The organism is Variovorax sp. KK3 (assembly GCF_001984055.1).
Lineage (GTDB): Bacteria > Pseudomonadota > Gammaproteobacteria > Burkholderiales > Burkholderiaceae_C > Variovorax.
Genome location: NZ_LYVO01000048.1, coordinates 25,637 through 51,213 on the forward strand (window position 1 = coordinate 25,637; position 25,577 = coordinate 51,213).

The window sequence follows — 25,577 nt, forward strand, 5'->3', positions numbered from 1 at the left end:
GCCCTCGTCGGCAGCTCGCTCAAGGCGCCCGACGCACGCGTGCAGCCGCCGGAGCACGCAGCACGTCCGCGACCAGGAACGCCAGCTCCAGGCTCTGCGACCCGTGCAACCGGGGATCGCACGCCGTGTGGTAGCGCGCTGCCAGGGCTTCGTCGCCCAATTGCTGCGCGCCCCCGCGGCATTCCGTGACGTCCTGCCCCGTCATCTCGAAGTGAAGGCCGCCGGGGTACGTTCCTTCCTGCGCATGCGCCGCGAAGAAGCCACGCACTTCATCGAGGATGCGCGCGAAGTCCCGCGTCTTGTAGCCGTTGGACGAGGTGACGGTGTTCCCGTGCATCGGGTCGCAGCACCAGACCGGCGTGCGGCCTGCGCTCTTCACCGCACGCAGCAGCGCAGGCAGTGCGGCTGCGACCTTGTCGCTGCCCCTGCGCGCGATCAGCGCGATGCGGCCGGGCTCGTGGTCGGGGTCGAGGCGATCGAGCAGGGCCAGAACGTCCTCTGCCTTGGCCGTGGGCCCGAGCTTGACGCCCACCGCGTTGTCGATGCCGCGCAAGTACTCGACGTGGGCGCCTTCGATGCCGCGCGTGCGCTCGCCGAGCCACAGCATGTGGGCCGACGCACCGTAGGCGCGGCCGGTCGCCTCGTCGATCCGGGTGAGCGCCTCTTCGTAGTGCAGGTGCAAGGCCTCGTGCGAGGTGTAGAACTCCACGGCTTGCAGTTGCGGCGCGGCGGCCGCGTCGAAGCCGCAGGCTTCCATGAAGGCCAGCGATTGCGCGATGCGATCGGCCAGCTCTTCGAATCGCTCGCCCTGCGGGCTGCGGCGCACGAAGTCCGCAGTCCAGCCGTGCACCCGGTGCAGGTCCGCGAAGCCGCCTTGCGCCATCGCGCGCAGCAGGTTGAGCGTGGCCGCCGAGTGTGAGTAGGCGGTCAGCAGCCGCTGCGGGTCTGGCGTGCGCGCCGCCGGCGTGAAGTCGGCACCGTTGATGATGTCGCCGCGGTACGAGGGCAGGGTCGCGCCCTGCAGCGTTTCGGTGTCGGACGACCGGGGCTTCGCGAACTGCCCGGCGATGCGCCCGAGCTTGATGACCGGGCATGCCGCGGCATAGGTCAGCACCACGGCCATCTGCAGGATCACCCTGAAGGTCGACTCGACGGGCACCTGGCCCAGCTCGTCGAAGCTCTCGGCGCAATCGCCGCCCTGCAGCAGAAAGGCTTCGCCGCGCGACACGGCGGCGAGGCGCTTCTTGAGCTGGGTGATCTCGCCCGGAAAGATCAGCGGAGGGAGGGCCGCGAGGCGGGCTTCGGCCTCGATCAGCGCCTGTGCGTCGGGATAGTTCGGCAGCTGCAGCGCCTTGTGCAGGCGCCAGGACGAGGGTGACCAGGATGAGGTGGCTGCCATGGTGTCGAGGGTGTGGCTGGAGTGCGTGAGGGGCTGCCCGCCACACTCCTCCACCGCGGCACGCCCGTCAAGTGCCGTGTGGCGACGCTTGCCGCGAGCGGCGCAGCGCGTGATAGCGCCCGCTGCCTCGGGTCACGACATCGTCGGTCGGCAGCACGTCTCCGGGCTCGAAGTCGCTGGCTGCGGCCACGCGCTCGTACAGCGGCGCGAAATCGATGTGCGCGAGCTGCAGCAGGTCGTCGAGATCGTCGAGCACGAAGTAGCTTTCCTGGAAATCGTCGATGCGGTAGTTGGTGCGCATCACGCGCTCCAGGTCGAAGCCGACGCGGTTGGGCGAGGGGTCTTCGACGGCGAAGATCGTCTCGGTGGCCGACGAGGCGATGCCCGCGCCGTAGATGCGCAAGCCATCGGCTTGCTTCACCAGCCCGAATTCCACGGTGTACCAGTACACGCGCGCCAGCTTCTCCAGCATGCCCAGGCGCTTGGCGCGCAGGCCGCCTTCGCCGTAGGCCTGGATGTAGTCGGCGATCACCGGGTTCATCAGCATCGGCACGTGGCCGAACACGTCGTGGAACACGTCCGGCTCCTCCAGGTAGTCGAGCTCGGTCGGCTTGCGGATGAAGTTGCCAGAAGGAAAGCGCCGGTTCGCCAGGTGCTCGAAGAACACGTCGTCGGGCACCAGGCCCGGCACGGCGACGATCTGCCAGCCGGTGCTCTTCATGAGCGTTTCGGACAGCTGCTCGAAGTTCGGGATCTGGTCGGGGCCGATCGGCAGGTTTTGCATGCCGCGCACGAACTCGTCGCAGGCGCGTCCGGGCAGCAGCTTGCTCTGGCGCTCGAAGAGGGTCTTCCACACCGCGTGGTCTTGCGGTGTGTACCGGTCCCAGCCCTGGTCGATGGTCCAGTCGGGCCGGTCGGGGCGATCTGCGCCGCCGGCCAGGCCGTGCTTGGTGATTTCCTTGAGCTGCTGCAGCATGTTCGCCTCCTGGTGGGTTACTGCGCTTGCGCTTCCTCTTCGACCTGCAGCACGCCGCGGCGGATCTGGTCGCGTTCGAGCGATTCGAACAGCGCCTTGAAGTTGCCGTTGCCGAAGCCATCGTCGCCGGCGCGCTGGATGAACTCGAAGAACACCGGGCCCAGCAGTGTCTCGCTGAAGATCTGCAGCAGCAGGCGCTGCTGGCCACCGCTGGTGTCGCCGTCGAGCAGGATGCCGCGCGCCTGCAGTTCGGGCACGGGCTGGCCGTGGCCGGGCAGGCGCTCCTGCAGCATCTCGTAATAGATGTCGTTGGGTGCTGTCATCAGCGGCACCCCGGCCATCTGCAACTGGTCGACCGTGTCGATGAGGTTGTCCGTCAGCAGCGCGATGTGCTGGATGCCTTCGCCGCTGAATTTCATGAGGAACTCCTCGATCTGGCCCGAGGTCTTGCCGGCTTCCTCGTTGAGGGGGATGCGGATCATGCCGTCCGGCGCCGTCATGGCCTTGGAGGTCAGGCCCGTGTATTCGCCCTTGATGTCGAAGTAGCGAATTTCGCGGAAGTTGAAGAGCCGCTCGTAGAACGCCGCCCAATGCGCCATGCGGCCGCGGTAGACGTTGTGCGTGAGGTGGTCCACCACCTGAAGGCCGACGCCCTTCGGATGGCGGTCGACGCCGGGCAGGAACTCGAAGTCGATGTCGTAGATCGACTTGCCGTCTTCGAAGCGATCGATCAGATACAACGGTGCGCCGCCGATGCCCTTGATGGCCGGCAACCTCAGCTCCATGGGGCCGGTCGGCACGTCGACCGGTTGGGCGCCGAGCTCGAGCGCGCGCGCATAGGCCTTGTGCGAGTCCTTCACGCGAAAGGCGAGGGCGCAGGCCGCGGGGCCGTGCTCCGCCGCGAAGTAGCCGGCCAGGCTCTTGGGCTCGCGATTGACGATGAAGTTGATGTCGCCCTGGCGGTAGAGCACCACGTCCTTGGACCGGTGCTTCGCGACGAGCGTGAAACCCATCTTCTCGAACAGGGGCTCGAGTAGGTTGGCTTCGGGTGAGGCGAATTCGACGAACTCGAATCCGCAGAGTCCCATGGGGTTGTCGAAGAGGTCGGCCATGTTGGTGGGGTGGTTAATGTGGGGTGTGGGGTGGAAGGCTTCACTGTAGGCGCCGTGGGCCGCAGATATCGTGCAAATCTGCGGCCTGCGCTGATCGCCCTGCACGAATCATGCAAGAATTGATCGATGGAAGACTCTTATGAACTCGATGCGATGGATCGGCGCATCATTGCTGCCCTGCAGCAAGACGGCCGGCTGTCGTATGAGGAACTGGGCGGCAAGGTCGCTCTGTCGGCTTCTGCCACCCTGCGGCGCGTCAAGCGGCTCGAAGAGGCGGGCGTCATCGCGGGCTACGTGGCGTTGATCCACGCGCGGCGCATCGGCCTGGGGCTGACGGCCTACATCAACGTGCGCATGGAAAAGCAGAGCGGCCGCGAGAAGCGCAATCCCATGGACTTGTTCGCCGCCGCCGTCGAGACCTGGCCCGAAGTGATGGAGTGCGTGTCGCTCACGGGCGAGATGGATTTCTTGCTCAAGGTGGTGGTGGCCGACATGGACCACTACACGCGCTTCGTCATGGACACGCTGCTCAAGCACCCCAGCGTGCAGGACTGCCGCACGAGCTTCGTGATGCGGCCGTTCAAGAGCAACGTGACATTGGTCTGAAGAAGACGGGCAGACATCTGCAGCCAGTACAACGAAGCCCAGCGGACCGGCTCACTGGCTATCGCTCTTCGGGCCCCGGCTCGACGTCGCTGTTTTCTTCGAGGTCTCCACCGCTCGGGTTCTGGGATGTCCCGCCAAGCTGGGCATATCTCGCGTCCAGCCCCTTCGCCCAGTCCTCCGCCCGCGGCTCGTTGACCGCCTGAAGCGCCGCCAGCATCTGGATGCGCTGAACGTATTCAAAGCGAGTGGTCCGTCGACGGGGCTTGCGCGCAGAGGTGTTCATGCAGGAAGTCCGTTGATTGAATTGGCTGTTCTATGTTGCGCCCGCACGGTCGCCCCGGAGCAAATGACCCGACGAGACGTACGCGGACCTCCTACGCTGCAGACCGCGACGGTTGCAACGCGATGCGATTGGAGGCGGCCGCCGACCCGTCGCAGCACGACCACGCCGAGTTATCGGCGGCGGCCTACCTTCGAAGCTCCCGAACCGCGCTTGCCGCGGCGTGCTTCATGAACGAGGCTCGCTTCTGCTCGAACGAAAGAGAGAACACCGTGCTCGATGTCCTGTGGCTGGAGAAGCCCGTGTGGGAAATGGTCCTTCGCGGCACTGCGGTCTACTGGTCCCTGTTCATCGTGTTTCGCTTCGTCCTGCGGCGCGACGTGGGCGCCATGAGCGTGGCCGATCTGCTTTTCGTCGTGCTCGTCGCCGATGCCGCCAGCAACGCGATGCAGGGCGACTACAAGACGGTGGGCGACGGGTTCGTGCTGCTCGCGACACTGGCAGGCTGGAACTACCTGATGGACTGGCTGGGCTACCGCGTGCCCGCCGTCGCGCGTTTCATGGAGCCGCCGGCTGAGGTCGTGGTGCGCCACGGCCGGCCGAACAGGCGCGTGCTGGCACGAGAAATGATGACCATGGACGAACTCCGGGGCAAGCTCCGCGAGCAGGGCGTCGAGTCGATCGGCGAAGTGCGAATCGCACGGCTTGAAAGCGACGGCACTTTGAGTGTGTTCACTCGCGACGGCAAGCGTCACGCCAATGCCGATTCGAATTCGGCAGGCCAGGAATCGGGCCATTAGCGCTTGAATCGATCGTCAGGGGGCGTTAATGCCAAGGTGCTAAAGTGACCCACCTACCCGGAGAACCATGACCCTGCCAGACGTCATTGCGCGCGATGTCGAGACCGTTCAGCGCATCAGCGCAGTGCCCGCACTGCTTCGTGTCATCTGCGACAACACCGGCATGGGCTTCGCGGCCGTGGCGCGGGTCGACGACACCAGCTGGACGGCATGTGCCGTGCTCGACCGCATCAACTTCGGGCTGCAGCCCGGCGGCCAGCTCGACGTGCAGACGACCCTGTGCATCGAGTCGCGTGCGGCGCGCCAACCGGTCGTGTTCGACCATGCCAGCGAGCACCCGGTGTACTGCAAGCATCACACGCCTCGCCTGTACAACATCGAAAGCTACATCTCGGTGCCGATCATCCGCAGCGACGGCAGCTATTTCGGCAACCTGTGTGCCATCGACCCGAACCCGCACGAAATCTCGGAGCAGAAGACGATCGCGCTGTTCCGGGGCTTCGCGGACATGATCGCGCACATGCTGGAGCTCGAGGACAAGAACCTCGCGGCCGAAGTCGCCCGGATCGATGCCGAAGAGGCCATCGAGCTGCGGGACCAGTTCATCGCGGTCCTCGGCCACGACCTGCGCAACCCGCTGGCCACGCTGAGCCTGATCGGCGAGCTGATGGCCCGGCGCACGTCCGAGCCCGAGGCCGCGAAGACGGCGCAGCTCATCCGGTCCACCACCAAGCGCATGGGGCACCTGATCGGCGACGTCATGGACTTCGCCCAGGCGCGCATAGGCGGCAAGCTCGACCTGGCGTTCAAGGAGATCGCCGATCTGGAGGTGGCGCTTTCGGATGTGATTTCGGAAGTCGCCTCGGCCAATCCGACGAGACGGATCGAGGGGAACATTCGCGTGCCCGGCCCGGTGCGCGGAAACCGTGGCCGGCTGCAGCAGGTGCTTTCCAACCTGCTGGGCAATGCCCTCACGCACGGCGCCGATGACCAGCCGATCGAGGTGGCGGCCTGGCTCGAAGGGCCGTGGCTGAACCTCAGCGTCAGGAACTGGGGCGAGCCGATCGCGCCTGCGAACCTGACTCGGATCTTTCAGCCGTACTGGCGCCCGGCCCAGAACCGCGGCCACGGCGGGCTGGGGCTGGGTTTGCACATCTGCTCGATGATCGTGAAGTCGCACGGGGGGACCATCCAGGTGTCTTCATCTCGCGAGGATGGAACGCGCTTCATCGTCCGCATTCCGACTTCTCCCGGCAGCGCAGTCGTCGCGTAGGCTGGCCATGCCTGGCGCCGTTGCGGAGTCGATCGGGTTCGCACGTGGGGCCGGCCGTGCGTGAGCTGGCCCATGTGTTCCGGCGCGTGCGCGACCTCGCGTTGGCGACGCCGGGGCTGGGTGTCATCCTGCTCGCCATTCACCACTACATCCGGCACCAGAGCGCCAACCAGGCGGGCAGCCTGGCCTTTTCTTCCGTGCTGGCAATGTTTCCGCTGCTCATCCTGTTGTCTGCGGCCGCCGGTTATGTCGGGCAGCCCGGCGACATGGCGACCCTGGCCGGCCGCGTGATGAGCTATGCACCGCAGCCGGTGCGCGATGCGGTGCAACCGGTCATCGACCAGGTCATGGCGCAGCGCAACCAGGCGTTGCTGACCATCGGCCTGCTGACCACGTTGTGGACGGCCTCATCGGGGTTGCAGGCGGTGCGCACCGCACTCAACCGGGCCTACGGCATCGACCGCGGCCTGGCCTTCTGGCGGGCCCGCATCAAGGTCACGCTGTTCACGGCGATCGTCGGCGTCGGCATCGTGGCCGCGTTCAGCTCGGTCGTCGTCATGCCGTATGTCTGGAAGCTGCTCGAGGCCACCATCGGCGTCGGGCAAGAGGCGCTATGGATGCGCAACAGCGTGCGCTACGGCCTTGCCTTCGTGGTGCTGGCCACGCTCTATGCGCTGCTGTACGGGTTTCTGCCCGACATTCGCCAGCGTCTGTCGACCGTCGTGCCGGGCGCGCTCTTCGGCGCGGCGCTGTGGGTATGCGCGGCCGTCGCGCTGTCGTACGCGCTGCGCACCGCGGGGTCGCTGGCGCTCCTTTACGGCAGCTTCGCGGGCGTGGTGGCGACCCTGGTGTTTCTGTACATCAGCGCCACGACACTCATCTTCGGCGCCGAGATCAACGCGGTGCTGCGCGAGAAAGCGGAGCCGTCGCGGCGCGTCGCCGCGGACTCGTCGTAGTACCTGTTCAGGAAAGCTCGACGGCTTGCCGTCAGCCTTCGTCGGCACCCTCGACGGCGCTATCGATGATGTTCTGCTTTGCCAACGTTGCCGCAGCGTAAAGGCTGTCGGCCGTGCCGATGGCCGCTTCCGGCGTCATCGTCACGGCGACGCCGTCGGGTCCATCGAGGATCACCACCCCGCGCTCGGCAGTCGCGCTGCCGGCGTCTTCGCAAGGCTTGAGTGCCGTGTTGCGTGCGTTGTCCCGATCAGCCATGAGGCACTCCAGTTCGCGCGCCCGCTCGCGCAGCTGTCTCGGGGTTCAAGTACAGATAGGCCGGATCGAACAACGCCCGTTTCACCAGCCCGCTCGCGTCCATGATCTGCACGGTGGACGAGCGCAGCTGGCACAGGCCCGCCTCCCGCAGTTCGCGCAGCACACGGTTCACGTGCACATTCGTGAGCCCGCAGACTTGGCCGATGTCTTCCTGGGTCATCGGTAGCGCGAAACTGTTCCCGTCCGATGCGCCGATGGCCAGAAGGCGGGCGTTCGTCTCGCAGATGAAATGCGCCACCCGCTCGATCGCTTTCAGGCTTGCCAAACGGTAGATCCACTGCCGGTGCATGGCGGCATCCAGCAGCGTCAAGAACCAAAGCCGTCTTGTCAGAACGCTGTGGTGTTCCTGCAGGCGCTCCAGCGCGGCGTGTGTGAAGACCGCGACCTTCACGTCCGTCAGTGCGCCCACATCGTGATCGAGCTGCTTCAGTGGATACGCATGCAGATCGACGAAGTCGCCCGGAAAATGAATCGCCACGAGATGGCGCCTGCCGTCCGGTGCGTCGACGTGCCGCGTCATGAACCCTTCAACCAGCAACGTGCTGATGTTGACGGGCGTCCCTTGACGCACGACGACTTGCCCAGCGCGCCACAGCCGGGTCTCGGACACCGCGGCTTCCAGCGCGCCGTGTTCTTCAGCGGAAAGTTGGGTCGCACGGTTGCGGAGCAGGTTCTCTGTGAGCATGGAGCAGACCTCGGCTGGATGGTGCCCTGAATGGCTGGCAGCCGCATTAATGTGGATCAACGCGGCGCGTTTCTTTTTAAGACGCACGCGAAATGGATTAAGTCCTACGTTTGCAGCAATGGCGCACTCCATACGCTGCATCCCGCACTTGCCAAAGGACTCGCCTCATGTCTCGCAATTCGTCCATCGACTCGAACCCCGACGTCACGTCTTCTGAAGCCTCACAGCTTTCGTCCTCTGACGGAGCCGCCGAGACGTCGCCGCATGATGCGAGCCGCGAAGAGCGCATTCGCATCGCCGCCTACGACGTCGCCGAGCGCAGGGGGTTCGCGCCTGGTTCGGAAACGGAAGACTGGCTCGAAGCAGAACGTTTGATCGATCAGCAAGACGTCGGCGAGTCGGCATCGCCCCAAAACGCTCAGTGAAACGCGTCACGTGATCGGCATCGTTATTCCCGCTCACAACGAAGCCTTGCTCGTGGAATGCTGCGTCCGGGCGGCGCTGGCCGCGGCGCGTCACGCGTATCTGAGCAGTGAGCCCGTGGAGATCATCGTCGTGCTGGACGCCTGCTCCGACGACACCGAGGCGATCGTGTCACGGCTGCCGGTGACCAGTGTCGTCGTGAACGTGCGCAACGTCGGCGCGGCGCGGGCCGCGGGTGCGCAGCATCTTCTCGAGCGTGGGGCCCGGTGGTTGGCGTTCACCGACGCGGACTCGGAAGTATCGAAAGACTGGCTGGCGGAACAATTGCGGCAGGAAGCGGACGTGGTGTGCGGAACGGTGGCGATCGACGACTGGTCCGACCAGGACGCATACGCCGAACGGCTCGAGCTCCAGTTTCGGGCGACCTATTGCGACGCGGACGGTCATCGGCACATTCATGGCGCCAACCTGGGCATCAGCGCACAGGCTTACCGATCGGTGGGCGGATTCGCTCCACTGGTCTCGAGCGAGGACGTCGCGCTCGTCGAGGCATTGGAGGCCGCCGGTGCCCGCATTGCATGGAGCGCCGCGCCCCGCGTTCACACGAGTGCGCGGCGCGTGGCGCGTGCCCCGGGCGGCTTCGCGGCTGCGATTTGTCTGGCGATCGATGCCATGACGACACCGGTACTCGCGGCCTAGCCGCAGCGACCCATCCCAATTCAGCAGTCGGTCAGCGCCGCGCGCGCCGATCGGTTATTCACACACCACCCACGAAGGAACGATATGGCGAAGAAGCAGACGGCCCCGAAGGCCCAGATCGACGCGGCACACGCCGCTGCCCGCAACACCGACAGCGCTCCCGCGCAACCGGCCCCGCCGGCCGCGGCTGCGGGCGATCCTCCGAGCCAGAAGATGGCAGAGACTCAGCAGTTGGCGGCGGGAATGCCATCGAACGAGAGCAAGCCGCTGGAATACGGTGAGTCGAACGCGTCGAGCACGCCTGCCGGTGGCACCGTGAGTCCACCCTCGCGCCTGCCCACGGGCAGCACGCTGTCTGAAGCCAACAGCTCGACGAAGACCGGCACCGTCGCGGAAGAAGGCGTCAATGCGACGATCGACTCGCTCGACCGCGTTCGCGTCGACGCGAGCGGCCAGGTGTTGACGACCAACCAGGGCGTGCCCATCGCCGACAACCAGAACTCGCTGAAGGCGGGCGCGCGCGGGCCGGTGCTGCTCGAAGACTTCATCCTTCGCGAGAAGATCACGCACTTCGACCACGAGCGCATTCCCGAGCGCATCGTGCATGCACGCGGCTCAGGCGCGCACGGCTTCTTCGAGTGCTACGAGCCGCTGACCAAATACACCAAGGCGGCGCCCTTCAAGGAAGCCGGCAAGACCACGCCCGTGTTCGTCCGCTTCTCCACGGTGGCGGGGGAGCGCGGCTCGAAGGACACGGCCCGCGACGTGCGCGGCTTCGCGGTCAAGTTCTACACCGACGAAGGCAATTGGGACCTGGTCGGCAACAACATGCCGGTCTTCTTCATTCAAGACGCCATGAAGTTCCCGGACCTCGTGCATGCCGTCAAGCCCGAGCCGCACCACGGGATGCCGCAGGCAGGCAGCGCGCACGACACCTTCTGGGACTTCGTTTCTCTGATGCCCGAGTCGACGCACATGCTGATGTGGGTCATGTCGGATCGCGGCATTCCGCGCAGCTACCGCACGATGCAGGGCTTCGGCGTTCACACCTTCCGGCTGGTCAACGAGGCTGGCGAGTCGGTGCTGGTCAAGTTTCACTGGCAGCCGAAGCTCGGCACGCATTCGATGGTGTGGGAAGAGGCGGTGAAGGTCTCCGGCGCCGATCCGGACTTTCATCGTCGCGACCTTTGGGAAGCGATCGAAGCCGGCGAGTACCCCGAGTGGGAACTGGGACTGCAGATATTCACGGAGGCGCAGGCCGAACAGTTCAGCTTCGACATCCTCGATGCGACCAAGATCATTCCTGAGGAACTGGTCCCGGTGCAGATCGTGGGGCGTATGGTGCTCAACCGCAATCCCGACAACTTCTTCGCCGAAACCGAGCAGGTCGCGTTCTGCACCGCGCACATCGTTCCGGGTCTCGATTTCACGAACGATCCTTTGCTCGCAGGGCGAATCCACTCTTACGTCGACACCCAGATCAGCCGGCTCGGAGGCCCCAACTTCCACGAGATTCCGATCAACTCGCCGGTCGCCCAGGTCCACAACAACCAGCGCGACGGCATGCATCGGCAGGCGATTCACCGGGGCCGTGTCGCCTACGAGCCGAATTCGCTCGCAGGTGGCTGCCCCTTCCAGGCCGGTGCCGCCCAGGGCTTCGCGAGCGTGGCCCGGCGTCTCGATGCCAAGGAGAGCGCGGACAAGGTCCGCATCAAGCCCGAGAAATTCGCGGACCACTACACGCAGGCCCGCCTGTTCTTCGAAAGCCAGACCGATGCCGAGAAGGCGCACATCGGCAATGCATTCCGCTTCGAACTGTCGAAGGTGACGGTGCCCGCCATTCGCGAGCGCATGGTGGCGAGCCTGCGCAATGCGGTGCCGGAGCTGGCCGAGCGGCTGGCGCAGGACCTGGGGATGACGGCACTTCCGGCGGCGCTGCCGAAGGCGCTCGAAACACCTGCGGCGCCCGAAATAGAAAACTCCCCCGCGCTCTCGTTGACGGCCAGGCCGGGCGACGGCGGCATCCGCACGCGCAAGGTCGCGATCCTGGTCGCGCATGGCGTGGAAGGGGCTTCGCTCGGCAAGCTGATCTCGGCACTGGTCGCGGCCGGTGCGGTGCCGCGGCTCGTCGCCGCCCGCTTGGGCACTTACGCCGGTGCCGCCGGCGAGCAGTTCGCGGCCGACGCGACGATGGAGAACTCGCCCGGCTTCCTGTTCGACGCCCTGGTGCTGCCCGATGGCGAGGCCGCCGTGGAAGCACTCGACGCCGACGCCCACACGCTCGAATTCATTCGCGCCCAGTACTGGCACTGCAAGACGATACTGGCCTTCGGCGCATCGGAGGCGTTGCTCGCTGCGGCCCAGATTCCGCTGACCTTGCCGGACGAGTCACCCGACGCAGGACTCATTCTTGCGCCCGCCGCCGACGCGGACACGGCCATCGCAGACTTCATCGCTGCAGTCGGTGGGCCGCGCCAGTTCGGCCGCGAAAACGACCCGCCCGCCAAGCTGCCGGGCGAATAAGTCGCGCGGCGAAGACTCGAGGACACGGCCAAAGCCTCGAGTCAGGAATGCTGTATTAACATACAGCATGCCCGCGCCAATTGTGTCCGCGCCGCCGTCCGCTACGGCGCCGGCGTCACGACACCCCGACCCCTTCTCCCAACTCAATGCGGCCCAGCGCGCCGCGGTCGAGCACGGCACCGAGGCCACGGCCGACCTGCGGCCGCTGCTCGTGATCGCCGGTGCGGGCTCGGGCAAGACCAACACGCTCGCCCACCGCGTGGCCAGGCTCATCCTGCATGGTGCGGATCCTCACCGGATGATGATGCTGACCTTCTCGCGCCGCGCGGCCAACGAGATGGAGCAGCGGGTGGCCGGCGTGCTGCGGCGCGTGCTGCCCAATGCCGGCGCGGCCGCGACCCGTTTGCCCTGGGCAGGCACCTTCCACAGCGTCGGCGCGCGGCTGCTGCGTGACCATGCGGGCCGCATCGGGCTGGAGCAGAACTTCACGATCCAGGACCGCGGCGACGCCGAAGACCTGCTGGGCCTGGTGCGCAACGACCTGGGCCTGTCGGCGACGAAGTCGCGCTTTCCGCAGAAGGGCACCTGCCTGTCGATCTATTCGCGCGTGGTCAACAGCCAAGCGCCGCTCGACGACGTGCTGCAGTCCACCTTTCCGTGGTGCAGCCAGTGGGAGGCCGAGCTTCGCAAGTTGTTCGGCGGCTACGTCGAGGCCAAGCAGCAGCAGAACGTGCTCGACTACGACGACCTGCTGCTGTTCTGGTCCGAGATGATGGCCGAGCCGTCACTGGCGGCCGAGATCGGCGGCTCGTTCGACCATGTGCTGGTGGATGAATACCAGGACACCAATCGCCTGCAGTCGGCGATCATCCTCGGGCTGAAGCCGCAGGGCACCGGCGTCACGGTCGTCGGCGACGACGCCCAGTCGATCTATGCCTTTCGCGGCGCGACGGTGCGCAACATCCTCGACTTTCCCCATCAGTTCGGCCTGCCGGCGCGCAGCGTCGCGCTGGAGCAGAACTATCGCTCCACGCAGCCCATCCTTGCCGTGTCGAATGCCGTGATGGCGCAGGCGAGCGAGCGGCATGCCAAGACGTTGTGGACCGAACGCGTCGCGCAGCAGCTGCCGCAAGTGGTCACCGTGCCCGACGAAGCGAGCGAGGCTCGGTGGGTGGCCGACCGGGTGCTGCAGCACCGCGAGGCCGGCCTGCCGCTGACCTCGCAGGCTGTGCTGTTCCGCAGCTCCTCGCACAGCGCCGTGCTCGAGTTGGAGCTGACCCGGCGCAACATTCCTTTCGTCAAGTTCGGCGGGCTCAAGTTTCTGGAGGCCTCGCATGTGAAAGACATGCTCGCCGCGCTGCGCTTCGCACAGAACCCGCGCGGCCGCCTGGCCGGCTTCCGAACCTTGCAGCTGATGCCCGGCATCGGGCCGGCCACCGCGACGCGTGTGCTCGATGCGATGGACGTGGCGGCCGATCCCGCGGAGGCCGTGCGCGCCTTCGAGCCACCATCGAATGCGCAGGCGGAGTGGGGCACCTTCGTCCGCTTGTACGACGTGCTGCGCCGGGGCACGGGCGCGTGGCCCGGCGAGCTGGGGCTGGTCAAGCAGTGGTACCTGCCGCACCTGGAGCGGTTGCACGACGACGCCGATGCGCGCCGCGCAGACGTCGAGAACCTCGAGCGCATGGCGGCCAGCTACGCGAGCCGCGAGCAGTTCCTGGCCGAATTGACGCTGGACCCGCCCGAAGCCACGAGCGACCGCGCCGGCGTTCCGGGCCGCGACGAGGACTACCTGATCCTCTCGACCATCCATTCCGCCAAGGGGCAGGAATGGAAGTCCGTCTTCGTGCTACGCGCGGTCGACGGCTGCATACCGTCGGACCTCGGCGCCGGCAGCACGGCAGAGATCGACGAAGAGCGGCGCTTGTTGTACGTGGCGATGACCCGGGCGCGCGACCATCTTCACGTGATGGTGCCGCACCGCTTCTACATCACGCAGCAGGGCGCGATGGGCGACCGGCATGTCTATGCATCGCGCACGCGCTTCATCGAAGAGAAGATGCTGAGCCAGTTCGAGAGCATCACGTGGCCGACCGCTGCTTCGGATGCGGGTACGGGTCGTGGTCAGCAGGAAGCCGTGATGCGCGTGCGCGACCGCGCGCGCTCGGCCTGGCGCTGACCTCCGCTTCCCTTACTTCTTGACGGGCGGCGCTTGATCGGTTTGCGTCGGTCCGTTCGTCGACCCGGTGCCGGGGTGGCGACCCGTCAGCCCGCCCGCCGTGCCGACGCCCGGTGTGTGCAAGTTGCCGCTACGGGCTGCGCGCGAGTCGGGATTGGTGGCGCTGCCTTGCTGGGGCGGTGCTTCGGTCTGTCGCGCGCGATTGCCACTGGCCGGCGACTTCGCCGCGTTGCCTTCGGAGGGCGGCGCGACGGTGCCCTTGGGGTTGCCGGTGGGTTGCGCCATCGCCGTGCCCAGTGCGATGGAGAGTGCCGCAGCGCTGATCAGAAAAGTCATGGAGGACATATGTGTTCTTTCATCCGGCGCGGAGTGTCATGATTTGTCGGCTGCGCCGGCGTCGGTGTTGGTCTCGGGCGTCAAGTCTTCGTGCAGATGGAACGCGTCCGAATCTTCGTGGCCCGCCGAATCGGCTGTCTTGCGCTTGGCGGCCATCCCCTCGGCAGGACCGGGGGCCGACACGTCGTCCCCGGCCTTGCTGTGCGAGCCGGTGAACTTTCCGCCGGCACCGATGTTGTCGGTCGCCCCGTCAGTGGTCGGCCGGGAGCCGTCACCACTGTTGTCGCCACTGCTGGATTTCATGGTCATCCCTTTCGTGCGACAACGTGCCGCAAGTGATCAGCTTCGATTTGCGCGGCTGACGACACCGTAGGAGTGCAAGCCCTGATCGGGCCGGCCGGCAGCCGGCCTTGAGATGTCCTGGCGTCGGTCAAATTTGCAGCAGTTTCGACATGGCGTTGAGTGATTCGCGAGCCGGAGAGGGGTTGGGCTTGCAGGCACGCCGTTTGCCTGGAATGGATCAGCACAACCCCAGGAGGACAAAAATGCTTTGGAGACAATGCAATGAGAGCGTCGAGGCGCTAAGCCCGAAGGCCGCGCAGCTCGCGGCGCGCATGCTGCACAAGGACCCTTTGGTGCCGCAGAACTGGGCCTTCGCCATGAACCTCGCGCTGGCGGCGCGCGCAAGAGGCGCCGAGCCGCTCAGCGAAAGCGACCTCGTCGCCGTCGCCGAAGGTCGGCGGGGAACACTGCATGCAACAAGGCAGACACTGACCGCAGATCAGCAGCAAGCCTGGGACTTGACCCGATCCATACGATCCGTGGCCACCAAACACATTCTTTGGGACCCGCGCACGCCTTTGCCGGAGGAAAGCCGGCTCCTGGCTTTCTCGGAAGAGATGCGATCTCTCGCCGGCAGCCGATTCAGCCGGGAGGAGATTGCGCACACCGCCTTGAACAAGCTCGACACGGACGGCCACCGCGACCCGCTGCTGGTCGTCCGTGCAATGCTCAGATGACGGGTGACACGCTGGCGCCCCGGCCCGGCGTCAGCACTACCTTCCGGCAGTCTTCCTCGGCCTTCTCGAAGATCTCGTAGCCGCGCGCCGCATCTTCGAGCGCCATGTGGTGCGTGATGATGACCTCGGGCCGCAGGTCGCCGGCCTGGATGTGCTCCAGCAGCTTGGGCATGTGGCGCTGCGCATGGGTCTGGCCCATCTTGAAGACGAGCCCCTTCTCGAAGGCATCGCCGAACAGAAAGCCGTGGATCCAGCCCGCATAGACGCCCGGCACGCTGACCACGCCGCCGCGGCGCGTGCATGCGATGGCCTGCCGCAGCGCCTTGCCGCTGGAGCCTTCCATCTTGAGGTCGGTCAACACGGTTTCGAGCGTGCTGCCCTTGGCCTCGAAGCCGACCGCGTCGATCGAGGCGTCGACGCCCCGGAAGTCGGTCTGTTCCACGATCATCTCGGCCGGGTCGTCGATGTCGGCGAAGTTGATCGGCTCGACGCCATAGGTCTGCTTCGCGAACTCGAGCCGATAGGCATGCTCGTCGACCATGAAGATGCGCTCGGCGCCCAGCAGGCGTGCGGATGCTGCCGCCATCAATCCGACAGGGCCCGCACCGAAGATCGCGACGGTCGAGCCGGGCCCGACCTCGCCGTTGACCACGGCCTGGTAGCCGGTCGGAAGAATGTCCGACAGGAACAGCACCTGCTCGTCGGCCAGCCCCGCAGGGATGACCAGCGGGCCGACGTTCGCCTTGGGCACGCGCACGTACTCGGCCTGCCCGCCGGCATAGCCGCCGTACAGGTGCGAATAGCCGAAGAGGCCTGCGCCCGAGCGCACGTTTTTCTTGTTGAGGATCGCGCCGCGACCGGGGTTCGTCGTTTCGCAGGCCGCGAACATCGACTTGTTGCAGAAGAAGCAGGTGCCGCACGAGATGGTGAAGGGCACGACGACGCGATCGCCTTTCTTCAGTGCCGTGACGGCGTTGCCGGTGTCCTCGACGATGCCCATGAACTCGTGGCCCAGTACGTCGCCGGACTTCATGTCGGGGATCTTGCCGCGGAAGATATGCAGGTCCGATCCGCAGATGGCCGTCGCGGTCACGCGCAGGATGATGTCGTCGTCTTGCGCGATGACGGGGTCGGGCACGTTGTCGACGCGAACGTCCTTGGACGAGTGATAGGTGAGTGCTCTCATGGTGATCGGCTTTCGAGGGAGGGAGTGCTGGGGGGTCGACATTGCTTCGTAGGAAGTTCCTCTCACCATCACGCGTGATCGACGGCCCACTCCGCGCAACCAACGTATCCAGCATCCCCGCAACAACATGTAGGAGTCATCATGGATGCACCGTCGTCTTCCGCCAGCGGCCTCGCCATCGTGACCGGCGCCAGCTCCGGCATCGGTTTTCACCTGGCGCGCTGTTGCGCCGAGAAGGGGTATGAATTGCTCATCGCTGCCGATGAGTCCGAGATCGAGCAGGCCGCGAGCGAGCTGCGATCGATCGGCTCGAAAGTCGAGGCCGTGCAGGCGGACCTGTCCACCACCGAGGGTGTCGACACGCTGTTGGCGGCTGCGGGTGGCAGGCCGGTCGAGGCGTTGCTCGCCAACGCCGGCCGTGGGCTGGGCCGCGGCTTTCTCGACCAGGACTTTGCGGATGCCCGCCGCGTGATCGACACCAACGTCACCGGCACGCTCTACCTGATTCAGAAGGTGGCCCGCGAGATGCGCGCGCGCAACCGCGGTCGCATCCTGATCACCGGCTCGATCGCAGGTTTCATTCCCGGCAGCTTCCAGGCCGTGTACAACGGCAGCAAGGCTTTTATCGATTCGTTCTCGCTGGCCTTGCGCAACGAACTCAAGGACAACCGAAGTCACGGTCACCTGCTTGATGCCGGGTGCGACCGACACCGAGTTCTTCCGCCGCGCAGACATGCTGGACACCAAGGTCGGGCAAGACGATTCGAAGGCTGACCCGGCCGAGGTCGCGAAGATCGGCTTCGACGCGATGATGGATGGCGACGCCGACGTGGCGGCCGGCTGGAAGAACAAGCTCCAGGTGGCCATGGCGAACGTCACGCCGGCAGGGGTGCTGGCGGAACAGCATCGGCGCATGGCCGAACCCGGCACGGCCGAGAAGGCCAAGTAGTTGGAAGATGCTCGCGGACGACGACCTGTCCGCGCCCCGTTCTTACAGGGGCTCTTCGCTGAGTTCTTGAACGAGCCCCGCCATTTCAGCGGCCTTGACGCAGTAGTGCGGGTGATCCCCGCGCAGCGCATGCTTCGGCATCCGCTCCGCAGCGGCATCTTTCGGGTCTTGAACGATGCCGACGCCACCGGCGGCCTCGATGTCCAGAAGGCCTTGTGCGCCATCGGCCGAATTGCCGCTCAGCACGATGCCGATGACGCGTTGCCCATAGATCGCCGCTGCGGCCGCGAACAGCCGGTTCACCGACGGCTTGACCATGTCGAACGCATTGCCGTCGTCGAGAAGGAGCACGCCACCCGTGCCGACGATCAGGTTTTTGCCGGGCGGCGACAGATAGATGCGCCGCGCGCGGACGGCCTCGCCGTGCACCGCATAGGCGACCTTCACCGGCGCATAGCCTTCGATGATCTGCAAGACGACGGCCGGCGGCTGATGCGAGGCTCCCAGCGCGATGATCACGGAGACCGGCAGATGCTCGGGCCAGCTCAACGCGATCTTGGCGATGGCGGTGACGCCACCGAGCTTGGCGCCGACGACAACGATGTCGCGGCGCCCACTAGATGGAGATGCGGGCAGGGATTCGGAATTCGGCATGGCGGACCTTCGACGAACGTAGGTGCGTCAGCCAGCTGATTCGAGCCTTTGGGCTCACCAGCCGTTGCACGACGACAGGCTGGATCAGTACGAGATGGATCGTACGGCGCGGCTTTACAAAAGAGCCATCAGCGGCTTCCTACACAAACGTCCAAATTTCGTGATCGATGCCCTGCCGCGGTGCATCTTCGATCGGGCGACGTCGCGCACACGGCCGTGTTCATGCGTTGGGGAAAAAGGATGACGACGCCTTGTACAGCTGCGTGATATGACTCGACAGCACCCAAGGAAGCGTGTCGTCAGGCGACGCGGTCTCGGCGCGCAAGGACCCCTCACTCCCCACGAGGAAACGATGACCATCCGAATCAACAACTCATCGGTGGAGATACCCACCGACCCCCGCGTGTCGCTGCTGGACCACCTGCGCGATCACCTGCACCTATTCGGCGCCAAGAAGGGCTGCAACCAGGGTGCCTGCGGCGCGTGTACCGTGCTGCTCGACGGCGAGCGTGTGCTTTCTTGTTTGACCCTGGCTGTGCAATGCGAGGGCCGCGAGGTCACCACCGTCGAAGGCCTCGCGTCGACGGAGGGGCTGCATCCGCTGCAGAAGGCCTTCATCGAGCACGACGGCTTTCAATGCGGCTACTGCACGCCGGGCCAGATCTGCTCGGCCGTGGGCATGGACCGCGAGCGACGACGAGGCGTGCCCAGCCACGTGACGGTCGATCTGTCGGCCGACACCGTCGCGCTGAGCCACGACGAACTGCGCGAACGAATGAGCGGCAACCTGTGCCGCTGCGGCGCCTACAACGGAATCGTCGCGGCCGTTGCCGAGACCTGCGGGGAGACGCAGCCATGACGCCATTCACCTACGCCCGCGCGCACGACGTGGGCGAAGCACTGCGGCTCGGCAGCACGCCCGGTGCCCGCTACCTGGGCGGCGGCACCAACCTGGTCGACTTGATGCGTGAAACCATCGAACGGCCCGCCGTGCTGGTCGACGTGACGGGCTTGTCCGGCGACATCGAGGAGCGGGACGACGGCAGCCTGCTGATCGGCGCCGGCGTGCGCAACACCGCGCTGGCATCGCACCGCGCGGTCAGGCTTCGCTTTCCGATGCTGGCGCGGGCGGTCGTGGCCGGTGCGTCGGCGCAGATCCGCAACATGGCGACCGTGGGTGGCAACATGCTGCAGCGCACGCGTTGCAGCTACTTCTACGACGACGAGGGCTCGCGCTGCAACAGGCGCAGCCCCGGGCAAGGTTGCGACGCGGCCGATGGCTTCAACCGCAACCACGCCATCCTCGGCACGTCGCCGAGCTGCGTGGCGACGCATCCTTCCGACATGTGCGTGGCTCTGGCAGCCTTGGGCGCCATCGTGCACGTGCAGGGCGCCGGCTCGCAACGCAGCGTGCCGCTGACCGACCTGCATCGCCTGCCCGAGGACCATCCTGAGATCGAGACCTTGCTCGCGCCGGGCGAATTGATCACCGCGGTCGAAGTGCCGCCATTGGCTTTCGGCGCACGCTCGACCTATCGCAAGGTGCGTGATCGATCCAGCTACGCCTTCGCCTTGGTGTCGGTGGCGGCCGCCCTCGAACTCGACGGCGACAAGGTCAAGGACGTGCGCATCGCTCTGGGCGGCGTCGCGACGAAGCCGTGGCGCGCATGGAAAGCCGAGGACGCATTGCGAGGGCAGCCCGCCACGGCGGAGCACTTCCGCGCCGCCGCCGAAGCCGAGCTGGCCGATGCGAAACCGTTGCACGACAACGCATTCAAGGTCGAACTCGCGAAGCGAACCATCGTCGCCGTGCTCGGCCAACTCGTGGACATGAAGGAGGTGACGCCATGAGCATCATCCAGGAAGCCGTCACGGCAGTGATGAAAAAAGCGATCGCGGTCGCGCCGGATGCATGGATGCCCGGCGGCGAGCCCGACCCGCTGATCGCGCGCAACGATGAACTGATCGGCGCACCGGTCTCGCGCCTCGACGGCCCGCTCAAGGTGCAGGGCCAGGCGCGTTTCGCGGCCGAGTTCCCGATGGACGGCATGGTCTACGCCGCGCTGGTGTACAGCACCGTGCCCAGGGGTCGCATCGCGACGCTCGACACGCGCGACGCGCAGGCGGCCCCCGGCGTCGTGCTGGTGATGAGCCACGAGAACGCGCCGAAGATGAAGCCGATGCCGCTGTTCCTGTCGAAGGACAAGGCGGCGGGCGGGGACGACCTGCCGGTCATGCAGGACGACCAGGTGCACTGGAACGGGCAACCGATCGCGCTGGTGCTGGCCGAGACGCAGGCACAGGCCGACCATGCGAAGTCGCTGATCCACGTCGCCTACGACGCCGAGCCGGCGACCGTGTCTTTCTCGGCCGCGAAGGCGAAGGGCACGACGCCGGGCACCTTTCAGGGCGAGCCGCTCAAGCTCGAAATCGGCGATGCCGAGGCGGCCCTGGCGGCCGCACCGCAGAGGGTCGACGCGACGTACACCACGCCGCGCCACAACCACAACGCCATCGAGCTGCATGCGGCGACGATCGCGTGGAAGGGCGACGAGCTGGTGATCCACGATGCCTCGCAAGGTGTGGCGCACATGGCCTGGTCGATGGCGCAGATCTTCGACATCGACGAGAAGCAGGTGCACGTGACTTCGCCCTTCGTGGGCGGTGGCTTCGGCAGCAAGACACTGTGGCGGCACCACGTGCTCGCCGCCGCGGCTTCGAAGCTGGCGGGGCGACCGGTGCGCATGATGCTCTCGCGTGAAGGCGTCTACCGCGTGGTCGGCGGGCGCACCAACACCGAGCAGCGGGTGGCGCTCGGTGCGCAGCCCGACGGGACCTTCGACGCGCTGATCCACACCGGCGTCGTCGCGATGACGGCACACAACAACCTGCCCGAGCCCTTCATCCTGCCGGCCAAGTCCGCCTATGCGGCGCGCAACTTCAAGCTCGACGTCGAGTTCGCCACCATCGACATGCTGGCCAACACCTTCATGCGCGCGCCGGGGGAAGCCGTCGGCACCTTCGCGCTCGAAAGCGCCATCGACGAGCTGGCACATCAGATGAAGATGGACCCGATCGAACTGCGGCTGCGCAACGAGCCCGAGAAAGACCCGACCACCGGCTTGCCCTTCTCGGCACGCCACATCGCCGAGGCCTACCGCGACGGCGCGGCGCGCTTCGGCTGGAGCCGTCGCAACGCGACACCGGGCACGGTGCGCGACGGCGAGTGGCTGGTCGGCATGGGCTGCGCGACCGCCACCTATCCCTACTACCGCATGCCGGGCGGCGCCGCGCGCCTCACGCTGACGAGGGACGGGCAAGTGAAGGTGGAAGTGGCAGCGCACGAGATGGGCATGGGCACGGCCACGGTGCAGACGCAGGTGACGGCCGCGCGGCTCGGGCTGCCGATGGAGCAGGTGCGCTTCTGTCACGGCGACTCGCGTTTTCCGGGCGTGATTTTGGCGGGCGGCTCGCAGCAGTCGGCCGCGATCGGTAGTGCGGTCATGGCGGTGCAGCAGGCGCTGGTCACCGAACTGCTGAAGCTCGCCGGCAAGGACTCGCCGCTGCACGGCCTGAAGCCCGACGACGTGGTGGGTCGCGACGGCGGCCTCGGCAAAGTCGACGAACCCGATCGCTTCGAAAGCTACCCCGCCATCCTGGCCCGGGCCGGGCGCGACGAGGTGACGGTCGAAGCGAGCGCGCCGCCGCCGCTCGAGTTGCAGCATTGGTCGATGCATTCGCACGGCGCGATGTTCTGCGAGGTGCGGGTGAACGAGGTGACGGGCGAGACGCGCGTCAGCCGCTTTCTCGGTTCCTTCGACTGCGGGCGCATCCTCAATGCGAAGACGGCCGCCAGCCAGTTCCGCGGCGGCATCATCATGGGCCTGGGCCTCGCGCTGATGGAAGAAACGCAGTTCGACGAGCGCAACGGCCGCATCATGAACCCGAGCCTGTCGGAGTACCACGTGCCCGTGCACATGGACGTGCCGCAGATCGACGTGATGTGGACCGACATCCCCGACCCGCGCACGCCGATGGGCGCGCGCGGTGTGGGCGAGATCGGCATCACCGGCGTGGGGGCGGCCGTGGCCAATGCGGTCTTCAACGCGTGCGGAAAGCGCATTCGCGACCTGCCGATCACGCTCGACAAGTTGATGGGCTGATGGGCTGATCTGGCTGCCGTCCGCCGTGGCCTTCAGAGCCGCTGGATGTGCAGCCCGCCGTCCACGTGGATCGCGTCGCCGGTGCTGAACGCGAAGTCGCCGCTCGCCAGGGCGGCGGCCGCGCGGCCCACGTCCTGCGCTTCGCCCCACCGCGGCATGGGCGACAGGCCCGCAGCGATCTTCTTGTCGTAGTCGGCAGCGGCCACGGCCGTCATGCTGGTGCGGATCACGCCGGGCCGGATCTCGAACACGCCGATGCCCAGCTCGCCGAGCCTCGCAGCGAACAGCTTGGTCGTCATGCTCACCGCCGTCTTCGACACGCAGTACTCGCCGCGATTGGGCGAGGCCGCATAGGCGTTGGCCGACGAGATGTTGACGATCGACCGATAGGCGTGGCCCGCTCCGCGCGCGACGAAGCGCCGCGCGAGCTTCTGCGTCAGGAAGAAGGGCCCGCGCAGGTTGACGCGCATCAGCTGGTCGAAGCTCTCCGGTGTGGCCTCGAGCAGGTCGCCTCGCTTGGCGACGCTGATGCCGGCGTTGTTGACCAGGCAGCTGATGAGGCCGAGGGCCTGCTCGACCTGGTCGAGCACCGCGTCATGGGCATCGAGGTCGGCCACGTCGCAAGGCACGAACGCCGCCCGAACGCCATGCGCGCGAATGCCTTGCAGCGTCTCGTCCGCATCGGCGTCTGCGACCAGGTCGCCGATGCTCACGTCGAAGCCCTTGCGGGCCATCTCCAGCGCGATGCCGCGCCCGATGCCGCGGCGGCCGCCCGTGACGAAGGCGTGGCCGATGGATGTTGTTTCGCTCGTCATCATTCGACTCCGTGCAGTGCCATCAGCGTGCGCATGCGCCGCACGGCCAGTTCGGGTTGTTCGAGCAGTTGGGCCGCGTCGGCCAGGCGGAACAGCTCGGCGAAGTGCTGCGCACTGCGGGCGCTCTGCTGGCCGCCCACCATCGTGAAATGGCTCTGGTGGCCGTTGAGCCAGGCCATGAAGACGACGCCCGTCTTGTAGAAGCGCGTGGGCGCCGCGAAGATGTGGCGCGACAGCGGCACGGTCGGGCCGAGGATGGCGTGGAACTTCTCCGTGTTGCCCTGTGTGAGTTCGCCCAATGCGGCGCTCGCGGCCGGCGCGATGGCGTCGAAGATGCCCAGCAACGCATCGCTCCGGCCGTGCGTGATCTCGTTGCCGAAGCCATCGCCGGCGATCATCTCGGCATAGTTGAAGTCGTCGCCCGTGTACATGCGCACGCCGGGCGGCAGGCGGCGGCGCATCGCGATTTCCTTGTCCTTGTCGAGCAGCGAGATCTTGATGCCGTCCACCTTGCCCGGGTTGGCGGCGATGACGCCCAGCGCGGTGGCCATCGCCTCGTCGACGTCGGCGCTGCCCCAGTAGCCGGCGAGCGAGGGGTCGAACATCTCGCCGAGCCAGTGCAGCACCACCGGCTGCCGGGCCTGGCGCAGCACGCGGTCGTACACCCGCTCGTAGTCGGCCGGGCTGCGGGCCACGCGCGCGAGGGCGCGGCTGGCCATGATGATCAGCTTGCCGCCCATCGCCTCGATGGCTTCCATCTGCTCTTCGTAACCGCGGATCACGTCGTCGACGCTTTTCACGGCGTCGATGTCGAGGTGGTCGGTGCCACAGCCCGATGCGACCGAGGCGCCGGGGTAGTCCCTGGCCGCGTCGAGCGAGCGGCGGATCAGGTCGAGCGAGGTGGGCCAGTCGAGGCCCATGCCGCGCTGCGCCGTGTCCATGGCTTCGGCGACGCCGAGGCCGAGCGACCACAGGTGCCGGCGATAGGCCATCGTCGCGTCCCAATCGACGGTGGACTGCAGCCAGGGGTCGACCGCTGCGAGCGGGTCGGCCACCACGTGCGCTGCCGAATAGGCGATGCGGTTGAACTTGACGGCGGCCGTGGGGCGAGCGAGCGGCTTGCCCGTCAGGGCGTACGTTTGCAAGGTGCCTTGAAGCGTCGGCAGGGAGAGGGTCGATGACATGGGGTGTTCCTTTTCAAAGCTCGTGGCCGAAGAAGCGCGCGACGAGGCGCGCCTGGCCCAGGTGCATGTGCTTGCCCGAATGCACGCGGTGGCCGGTGTCGATGGCGCGCTGCAGCAGCGGCGTGATCTCGGGCTTGGTGACGATGTCGACGACGAGCGTCGTCGTGGGCAACTCGGCCGGGTCGAAGGGAAGCGGGTCGCCGGGCTTCATCCCGAGCGGTGTCGCGTTCACCACGGCGTCGAAGGCTTCGCCCGCCACCGTGTCCGTTGTGAAGCGCGTTTGCGGAAATGCGTGTTGCAGCTGGCGGTGCAGTGCGTCGCGCCTGGCGGTGTCCGGGTCGCGCAGCGAGAGCGCGGCAACGCCGGCTTGCGCCAGCGCCAGCGCGATGGCCGCACCCGCGCCGCCGACCCCGAAGAGGCAGACGCGCCAGCCGCGGGGGTCGTGGCCCTGGTCGCGCAGGCCTTCGACGAATCCCGCTCCGTCGAACATGTCGCCGGTCCAGCGCCCATCGGGCTCGCGGCGAGCCGCGTTGACCGCGCCGACGAGCTTCGCTGCCGGCCCGACTTCGTCGAGCATCGCGAAGACGCGGCCTTTGTGCGGCATCGTGACGACCAGCCCGCTCAGGTTGCGCAGCTTGGCGAGCCCGGCCCACGCCGGGGCGATGTCTTCCTCGCCCACGTGCAGCGGCACGAGCACCGCGTTGACGCCGCGCTGCGCGAACATCGCGTTGAACACCTCGGGCGAACGGACGGCCGAGATCGGGTCGCCGACGATCCCGTAGAGCCGGGTCGAGCCGTCGAGCTGCCCGGGCCTCACGACCGCGCTCACGATCGGCCTCCTGCCGGCTTCGCGGCTTGGCGCCGCTCCAGGAAGTCGCCGATGCGGGTCTTGGCCTCGGCGGTGTCGAGCACCACCGACGCCAGCAGGCGCTCGATGCGAAGCGATTGCCGCAGCGATCCCTCCGACGCCTCGAGGATCACTTCGCGGGCGAAGGCCACGGCGGGTGCGCTGCGGCGGGCGATGGCATCGGCCATGCCGATGGC

General features: G+C 66.8%; 28 protein-coding genes. 14 read left to right on the top strand and 14 right to left on the bottom strand.

All coding sequences use genetic code 11. The annotated features are described in order from the left end of the window. Positions 1-19: 19 nt before the first annotated feature. The 3 genes from B0W80_RS21435 to hppD form a co-directional block, all read right to left on the bottom strand. On the bottom strand, positions 20-1,399 hold the full coding sequence (locus B0W80_RS21435) for a class II 3-deoxy-7-phosphoheptulonate synthase (protein WP_077001189.1): 1,380 nt from the start codon (positions 1,397-1,399) through the stop codon (positions 20-22). 67 nt (positions 1,400-1,466) lie between these two features. Further along, positions 1,467-2,375: a phenylalanine 4-monooxygenase gene (gene phhA / locus B0W80_RS21440; protein ID WP_077001190.1), complete on the bottom strand. Its 909-nt coding sequence runs from the start codon at positions 2,373-2,375 to the stop codon at positions 1,467-1,469. A 17-nt stretch (positions 2,376-2,392) separates the two neighbouring features. Beyond that, positions 2,393-3,487 (bottom strand): 4-hydroxyphenylpyruvate dioxygenase, encoded by a 1,095-nt coding sequence (gene hppD / locus B0W80_RS21445; RefSeq protein ID WP_077001191.1) that lies wholly within the window; start codon positions 3,485-3,487, stop codon positions 2,393-2,395. A 126-nt stretch (positions 3,488-3,613) separates the two neighbouring features. On the opposite strand from hppD, the gene B0W80_RS21450 reads away from it, so the two are divergent. Next, a complete protein-coding gene (locus tag B0W80_RS21450) occupies positions 3,614-4,093 on the top strand; it encodes an Lrp/AsnC family transcriptional regulator (RefSeq protein WP_077001192.1) in 480 nt (159 codons plus the stop codon). A gap of 58 nt (positions 4,094-4,151) precedes the next feature. Here B0W80_RS21450 and B0W80_RS35085 read toward each other — a convergent pair whose 3' ends face one another. Next, positions 4,152-4,376, bottom strand: coding sequence for a hypothetical protein (locus B0W80_RS35085; protein ID WP_143684720.1), 225 nt, complete (start codon positions 4,374-4,376; stop codon positions 4,152-4,154). A 128-nt stretch (positions 4,377-4,504) separates the two neighbouring features. Here B0W80_RS35085 and B0W80_RS21455 point away from each other — a divergent pair, with 128 nt between their 5' ends. From B0W80_RS21455 to B0W80_RS21465, 3 genes are all read left to right on the top strand, one after another. After that, positions 4,505-5,173 (top strand): DUF421 domain-containing protein, encoded by a 669-nt coding sequence (locus tag B0W80_RS21455; RefSeq protein ID WP_256856641.1) that lies wholly within the window; start codon positions 4,505-4,507, stop codon positions 5,171-5,173. 67 nt (positions 5,174-5,240) lie between these two features. Further along, entirely contained in the window at positions 5,241-6,446 is a 1,206-nt protein-coding gene (locus B0W80_RS21460) for a GAF domain-containing sensor histidine kinase (RefSeq protein WP_077001193.1), read from the top strand. 56 nt (positions 6,447-6,502) lie between these two features. Then, positions 6,503-7,402, top strand: coding sequence for a YihY/virulence factor BrkB family protein (locus tag B0W80_RS21465; RefSeq protein WP_179106991.1), 900 nt, complete (start codon positions 6,503-6,505; stop codon positions 7,400-7,402). Positions 7,403-7,433: 31 nt separating this feature from the next. Here the strand turns inward: B0W80_RS21465 and B0W80_RS21470 are convergent, their stop codons facing one another. Together B0W80_RS21470 and B0W80_RS21475 are read right to left on the bottom strand one after the other, a co-directional pair. Further along, complete coding sequence (locus B0W80_RS21470; protein ID WP_077001195.1) at positions 7,434-7,658, bottom strand: hypothetical protein; 225 nt, start codon at positions 7,656-7,658, stop codon at positions 7,434-7,436. Continuing rightward, positions 7,651-8,403, bottom strand: coding sequence for a Crp/Fnr family transcriptional regulator (locus B0W80_RS21475; protein ID WP_077001196.1), 753 nt, complete (start codon positions 8,401-8,403; stop codon positions 7,651-7,653). Before B0W80_RS21475 ends, B0W80_RS21470 begins: the two co-directional genes overlap by 8 nt. Before the next feature lie 167 nt (positions 8,404-8,570). On the opposite strand from B0W80_RS21475, the gene B0W80_RS21480 reads away from it, so the two are divergent. The 4 genes from B0W80_RS21480 to B0W80_RS21495 all read left to right on the top strand — a co-directional run bounded on the left by B0W80_RS21480 (position 8,571) and on the right by B0W80_RS21495 (position 14,227). Further along, the gene (locus B0W80_RS21480; protein ID WP_077001197.1) at positions 8,571-8,828 is read left to right on the top strand and encodes a DUF2934 domain-containing protein; all 258 of its coding nucleotides are present in this window, start codon (positions 8,571-8,573) and stop codon (positions 8,826-8,828) included. A 10-nt stretch (positions 8,829-8,838) separates the two neighbouring features. Further along, positions 8,839-9,525, top strand: coding sequence for a glycosyltransferase family 2 protein (locus tag B0W80_RS21485; protein WP_077001198.1), 687 nt, complete (start codon positions 8,839-8,841; stop codon positions 9,523-9,525). 84 nt (positions 9,526-9,609) lie between these two features. Further along, complete coding sequence (locus B0W80_RS21490) at positions 9,610-12,048, top strand: catalase (protein ID WP_077001199.1); 2,439 nt, start codon at positions 9,610-9,612, stop codon at positions 12,046-12,048. Positions 12,049-12,115: 67 nt separating this feature from the next. Further along, on the top strand, positions 12,116-14,227 hold the full coding sequence (locus B0W80_RS21495; RefSeq protein WP_077001200.1) for an ATP-dependent helicase: 2,112 nt from the start codon (positions 12,116-12,118) through the stop codon (positions 14,225-14,227). Between the two features lie 12 nt (positions 14,228-14,239). On the opposite strand, the gene B0W80_RS21500 is transcribed toward B0W80_RS21495, so the two are convergent. Together B0W80_RS21500 and B0W80_RS21505 are read right to left on the bottom strand one after the other, a co-directional pair. Further along, positions 14,240-14,563, bottom strand: a complete 324-nt coding sequence (locus B0W80_RS21500; RefSeq protein WP_143684722.1) for a hypothetical protein — start codon at positions 14,561-14,563, stop codon at positions 14,240-14,242. Between the two features lie 36 nt (positions 14,564-14,599). Continuing rightward, positions 14,600-14,866 (bottom strand): hypothetical protein, encoded by a 267-nt coding sequence (locus tag B0W80_RS21505; RefSeq protein ID WP_077001213.1) that lies wholly within the window; start codon positions 14,864-14,866, stop codon positions 14,600-14,602. A gap of 212 nt (positions 14,867-15,078) precedes the next feature. Here B0W80_RS21505 and B0W80_RS21510 point away from each other — a divergent pair, with 212 nt between their 5' ends. Continuing rightward, positions 15,079-15,582 (top strand): hypothetical protein, encoded by a 504-nt coding sequence (locus B0W80_RS21510; RefSeq protein WP_143684723.1) that lies wholly within the window; start codon positions 15,079-15,081, stop codon positions 15,580-15,582. Here B0W80_RS21510 and B0W80_RS21515 read toward each other — a convergent pair. Then, a complete protein-coding gene (locus B0W80_RS21515; RefSeq protein ID WP_077001203.1) occupies positions 15,575-16,768 on the bottom strand; it encodes a zinc-dependent alcohol dehydrogenase in 1,194 nt (397 codons plus the stop codon). The two genes, B0W80_RS21510 and B0W80_RS21515, sit on opposite strands and share 8 nt — an antisense overlap. 141 nt (positions 16,769-16,909) lie before the next feature. Here B0W80_RS21515 and B0W80_RS21520 point away from each other — a divergent pair, with 141 nt between their 5' ends. Both B0W80_RS21520 and B0W80_RS36495 read left to right on the top strand, forming a co-directional pair. Further along, a complete protein-coding gene (locus B0W80_RS21520) occupies positions 16,910-17,542 on the top strand; it encodes an SDR family NAD(P)-dependent oxidoreductase (protein ID WP_373038900.1) in 633 nt (210 codons plus the stop codon). Continuing rightward, positions 17,502-17,717 carry a hypothetical protein gene (locus tag B0W80_RS36495; RefSeq protein WP_373038902.1) on the top strand — a complete coding sequence of 72 codons (216 nt, stop codon included), beginning with the start codon at positions 17,502-17,504 and terminating at the stop codon, positions 17,715-17,717. Before B0W80_RS21520 ends, B0W80_RS36495 begins: the two co-directional genes overlap by 41 nt. 42 nt (positions 17,718-17,759) lie before the next feature. Here B0W80_RS36495 and B0W80_RS21525 read toward each other — a convergent pair whose 3' ends face one another. Further along, positions 17,760-18,371, bottom strand: coding sequence for a chemotaxis protein CheB (locus tag B0W80_RS21525; RefSeq protein ID WP_077001204.1), 612 nt, complete (start codon positions 18,369-18,371; stop codon positions 17,760-17,762). Between the two features lie 352 nt (positions 18,372-18,723). Between B0W80_RS21525 and B0W80_RS21530 the strand changes: the two genes are divergently transcribed. The 3 genes from B0W80_RS21530 to B0W80_RS21540 are packed head-to-tail and all read left to right on the top strand — an operon-like array spanning position 18,724 to position 22,534. Further along, the gene (locus tag B0W80_RS21530; protein WP_077001205.1) at positions 18,724-19,230 is read left to right on the top strand and encodes a 2Fe-2S iron-sulfur cluster-binding protein; all 507 of its coding nucleotides are present in this window, start codon (positions 18,724-18,726) and stop codon (positions 19,228-19,230) included. Beyond that, positions 19,227-20,222 carry a xanthine dehydrogenase family protein subunit M gene (locus B0W80_RS21535; protein WP_077001206.1) on the top strand — a complete coding sequence of 332 codons (996 nt, stop codon included), beginning with the start codon at positions 19,227-19,229 and terminating at the stop codon, positions 20,220-20,222. Before B0W80_RS21530 ends, B0W80_RS21535 begins: the two co-directional genes overlap by 4 nt. Further along, complete coding sequence (locus B0W80_RS21540) at positions 20,219-22,534, top strand: xanthine dehydrogenase family protein molybdopterin-binding subunit (RefSeq protein WP_077001207.1); 2,316 nt, start codon at positions 20,219-20,221, stop codon at positions 22,532-22,534. Before B0W80_RS21535 ends, B0W80_RS21540 begins: the two co-directional genes overlap by 4 nt. Positions 22,535-22,566: 32 nt before the next feature. Here B0W80_RS21540 and B0W80_RS21545 read toward each other — a convergent pair whose 3' ends face one another. The 4 genes from B0W80_RS21545 to B0W80_RS35610 form a co-directional block, all read right to left on the bottom strand. After that, a complete protein-coding gene (locus B0W80_RS21545) occupies positions 22,567-23,349 on the bottom strand; it encodes a 3-ketoacyl-ACP reductase (RefSeq protein WP_077001208.1) in 783 nt (260 codons plus the stop codon). Beyond that, on the bottom strand, positions 23,349-24,533 hold the full coding sequence (locus tag B0W80_RS21550) for a dihydrodipicolinate synthase family protein (RefSeq protein ID WP_077001209.1): 1,185 nt from the start codon (positions 24,531-24,533) through the stop codon (positions 23,349-23,351). Before B0W80_RS21550 ends, B0W80_RS21545 begins: the two co-directional genes overlap by 1 nt. A gap of 13 nt (positions 24,534-24,546) precedes the next feature. Further along, on the bottom strand, positions 24,547-25,362 hold the full coding sequence (locus tag B0W80_RS21555) for a shikimate dehydrogenase (RefSeq protein ID WP_077001210.1): 816 nt from the start codon (positions 25,360-25,362) through the stop codon (positions 24,547-24,549). Continuing rightward, positions 25,359-25,577 (bottom strand): hypothetical protein (locus B0W80_RS35610; RefSeq protein WP_373038904.1); only part of this gene is annotated, 219 nt, incomplete at its 5' end. The genes B0W80_RS21555 and B0W80_RS35610, both read right to left, overlap by 4 nt.

What these genes read in the sequence shown, in the direction of transcription:
- B0W80_RS21520 (WP_373038900.1), top strand. Translation starts at nt 16,910, where the DNA reads ATGGATGCACCGTCGTCTTCCGCCAGCGGCCTCGCCATCGTGACCGGC.
- B0W80_RS21500 (WP_143684722.1), bottom strand. Translation starts at nt 14,563, where the DNA reads ATGACTTTTCTGATCAGCGCTGCGGCACTCTCCATCGCACTGGGCACG.
- B0W80_RS21435 (WP_077001189.1), bottom strand. Translation starts at nt 1,399, where the DNA reads ATGGCAGCCACCTCATCCTGGTCACCCTCGTCCTGGCGCCTGCACAAG.
- B0W80_RS21460 (WP_077001193.1), top strand. Translation starts at nt 5,241, where the DNA reads ATGACCCTGCCAGACGTCATTGCGCGCGATGTCGAGACCGTTCAGCGC.
- B0W80_RS21515 (WP_077001203.1), bottom strand. Translation starts at nt 16,768, where the DNA reads ATGAGAGCACTCACCTATCACTCGTCCAAGGACGTTCGCGTCGACAAC.
- B0W80_RS21495 (WP_077001200.1), top strand. Translation starts at nt 12,116, where the DNA reads ATGCCCGCGCCAATTGTGTCCGCGCCGCCGTCCGCTACGGCGCCGGCG.
- hppD (WP_077001191.1), bottom strand. Translation starts at nt 3,487, where the DNA reads ATGGCCGACCTCTTCGACAACCCCATGGGACTCTGCGGATTCGAGTTC.
- B0W80_RS36495 (WP_373038902.1), top strand. Translation starts at nt 17,502, where the DNA reads ATGCTGGACACCAAGGTCGGGCAAGACGATTCGAAGGCTGACCCGGCC.
- B0W80_RS21450 (WP_077001192.1), top strand. Translation starts at nt 3,614, where the DNA reads ATGGAAGACTCTTATGAACTCGATGCGATGGATCGGCGCATCATTGCT.
- B0W80_RS35085 (WP_143684720.1), bottom strand. Translation starts at nt 4,376, where the DNA reads ATGAACACCTCTGCGCGCAAGCCCCGTCGACGGACCACTCGCTTTGAA.
- B0W80_RS21530 (WP_077001205.1), top strand. Translation starts at nt 18,724, where the DNA reads ATGACCATCCGAATCAACAACTCATCGGTGGAGATACCCACCGACCCC.
- B0W80_RS21540 (WP_077001207.1), top strand. Translation starts at nt 20,219, where the DNA reads ATGAGCATCATCCAGGAAGCCGTCACGGCAGTGATGAAAAAAGCGATC.
- B0W80_RS21550 (WP_077001209.1), bottom strand. Translation starts at nt 24,533, where the DNA reads ATGTCATCGACCCTCTCCCTGCCGACGCTTCAAGGCACCTTGCAAACG.
- phhA (WP_077001190.1), bottom strand. Translation starts at nt 2,375, where the DNA reads ATGCTGCAGCAGCTCAAGGAAATCACCAAGCACGGCCTGGCCGGCGGC.
- B0W80_RS21535 (WP_077001206.1), top strand. Translation starts at nt 19,227, where the DNA reads ATGACGCCATTCACCTACGCCCGCGCGCACGACGTGGGCGAAGCACTG.
- B0W80_RS21545 (WP_077001208.1), bottom strand. Translation starts at nt 23,349, where the DNA reads ATGACGAGCGAAACAACATCCATCGGCCACGCCTTCGTCACGGGCGGC.
- B0W80_RS21510 (WP_143684723.1), top strand. Translation starts at nt 15,079, where the DNA reads ATGGATCAGCACAACCCCAGGAGGACAAAAATGCTTTGGAGACAATGC.
- B0W80_RS21490 (WP_077001199.1), top strand. Translation starts at nt 9,610, where the DNA reads ATGGCGAAGAAGCAGACGGCCCCGAAGGCCCAGATCGACGCGGCACAC.
- B0W80_RS21470 (WP_077001195.1), bottom strand. Translation starts at nt 7,658, where the DNA reads ATGGCTGATCGGGACAACGCACGCAACACGGCACTCAAGCCTTGCGAA.
- B0W80_RS21475 (WP_077001196.1), bottom strand. Translation starts at nt 8,403, where the DNA reads ATGCTCACAGAGAACCTGCTCCGCAACCGTGCGACCCAACTTTCCGCT.
- B0W80_RS21525 (WP_077001204.1), bottom strand. Translation starts at nt 18,371, where the DNA reads ATGCCGAATTCCGAATCCCTGCCCGCATCTCCATCTAGTGGGCGCCGC.
- B0W80_RS21505 (WP_077001213.1), bottom strand. Translation starts at nt 14,866, where the DNA reads ATGAAATCCAGCAGTGGCGACAACAGTGGTGACGGCTCCCGGCCGACC.
- B0W80_RS21480 (WP_077001197.1), top strand. Translation starts at nt 8,571, where the DNA reads ATGTCTCGCAATTCGTCCATCGACTCGAACCCCGACGTCACGTCTTCT.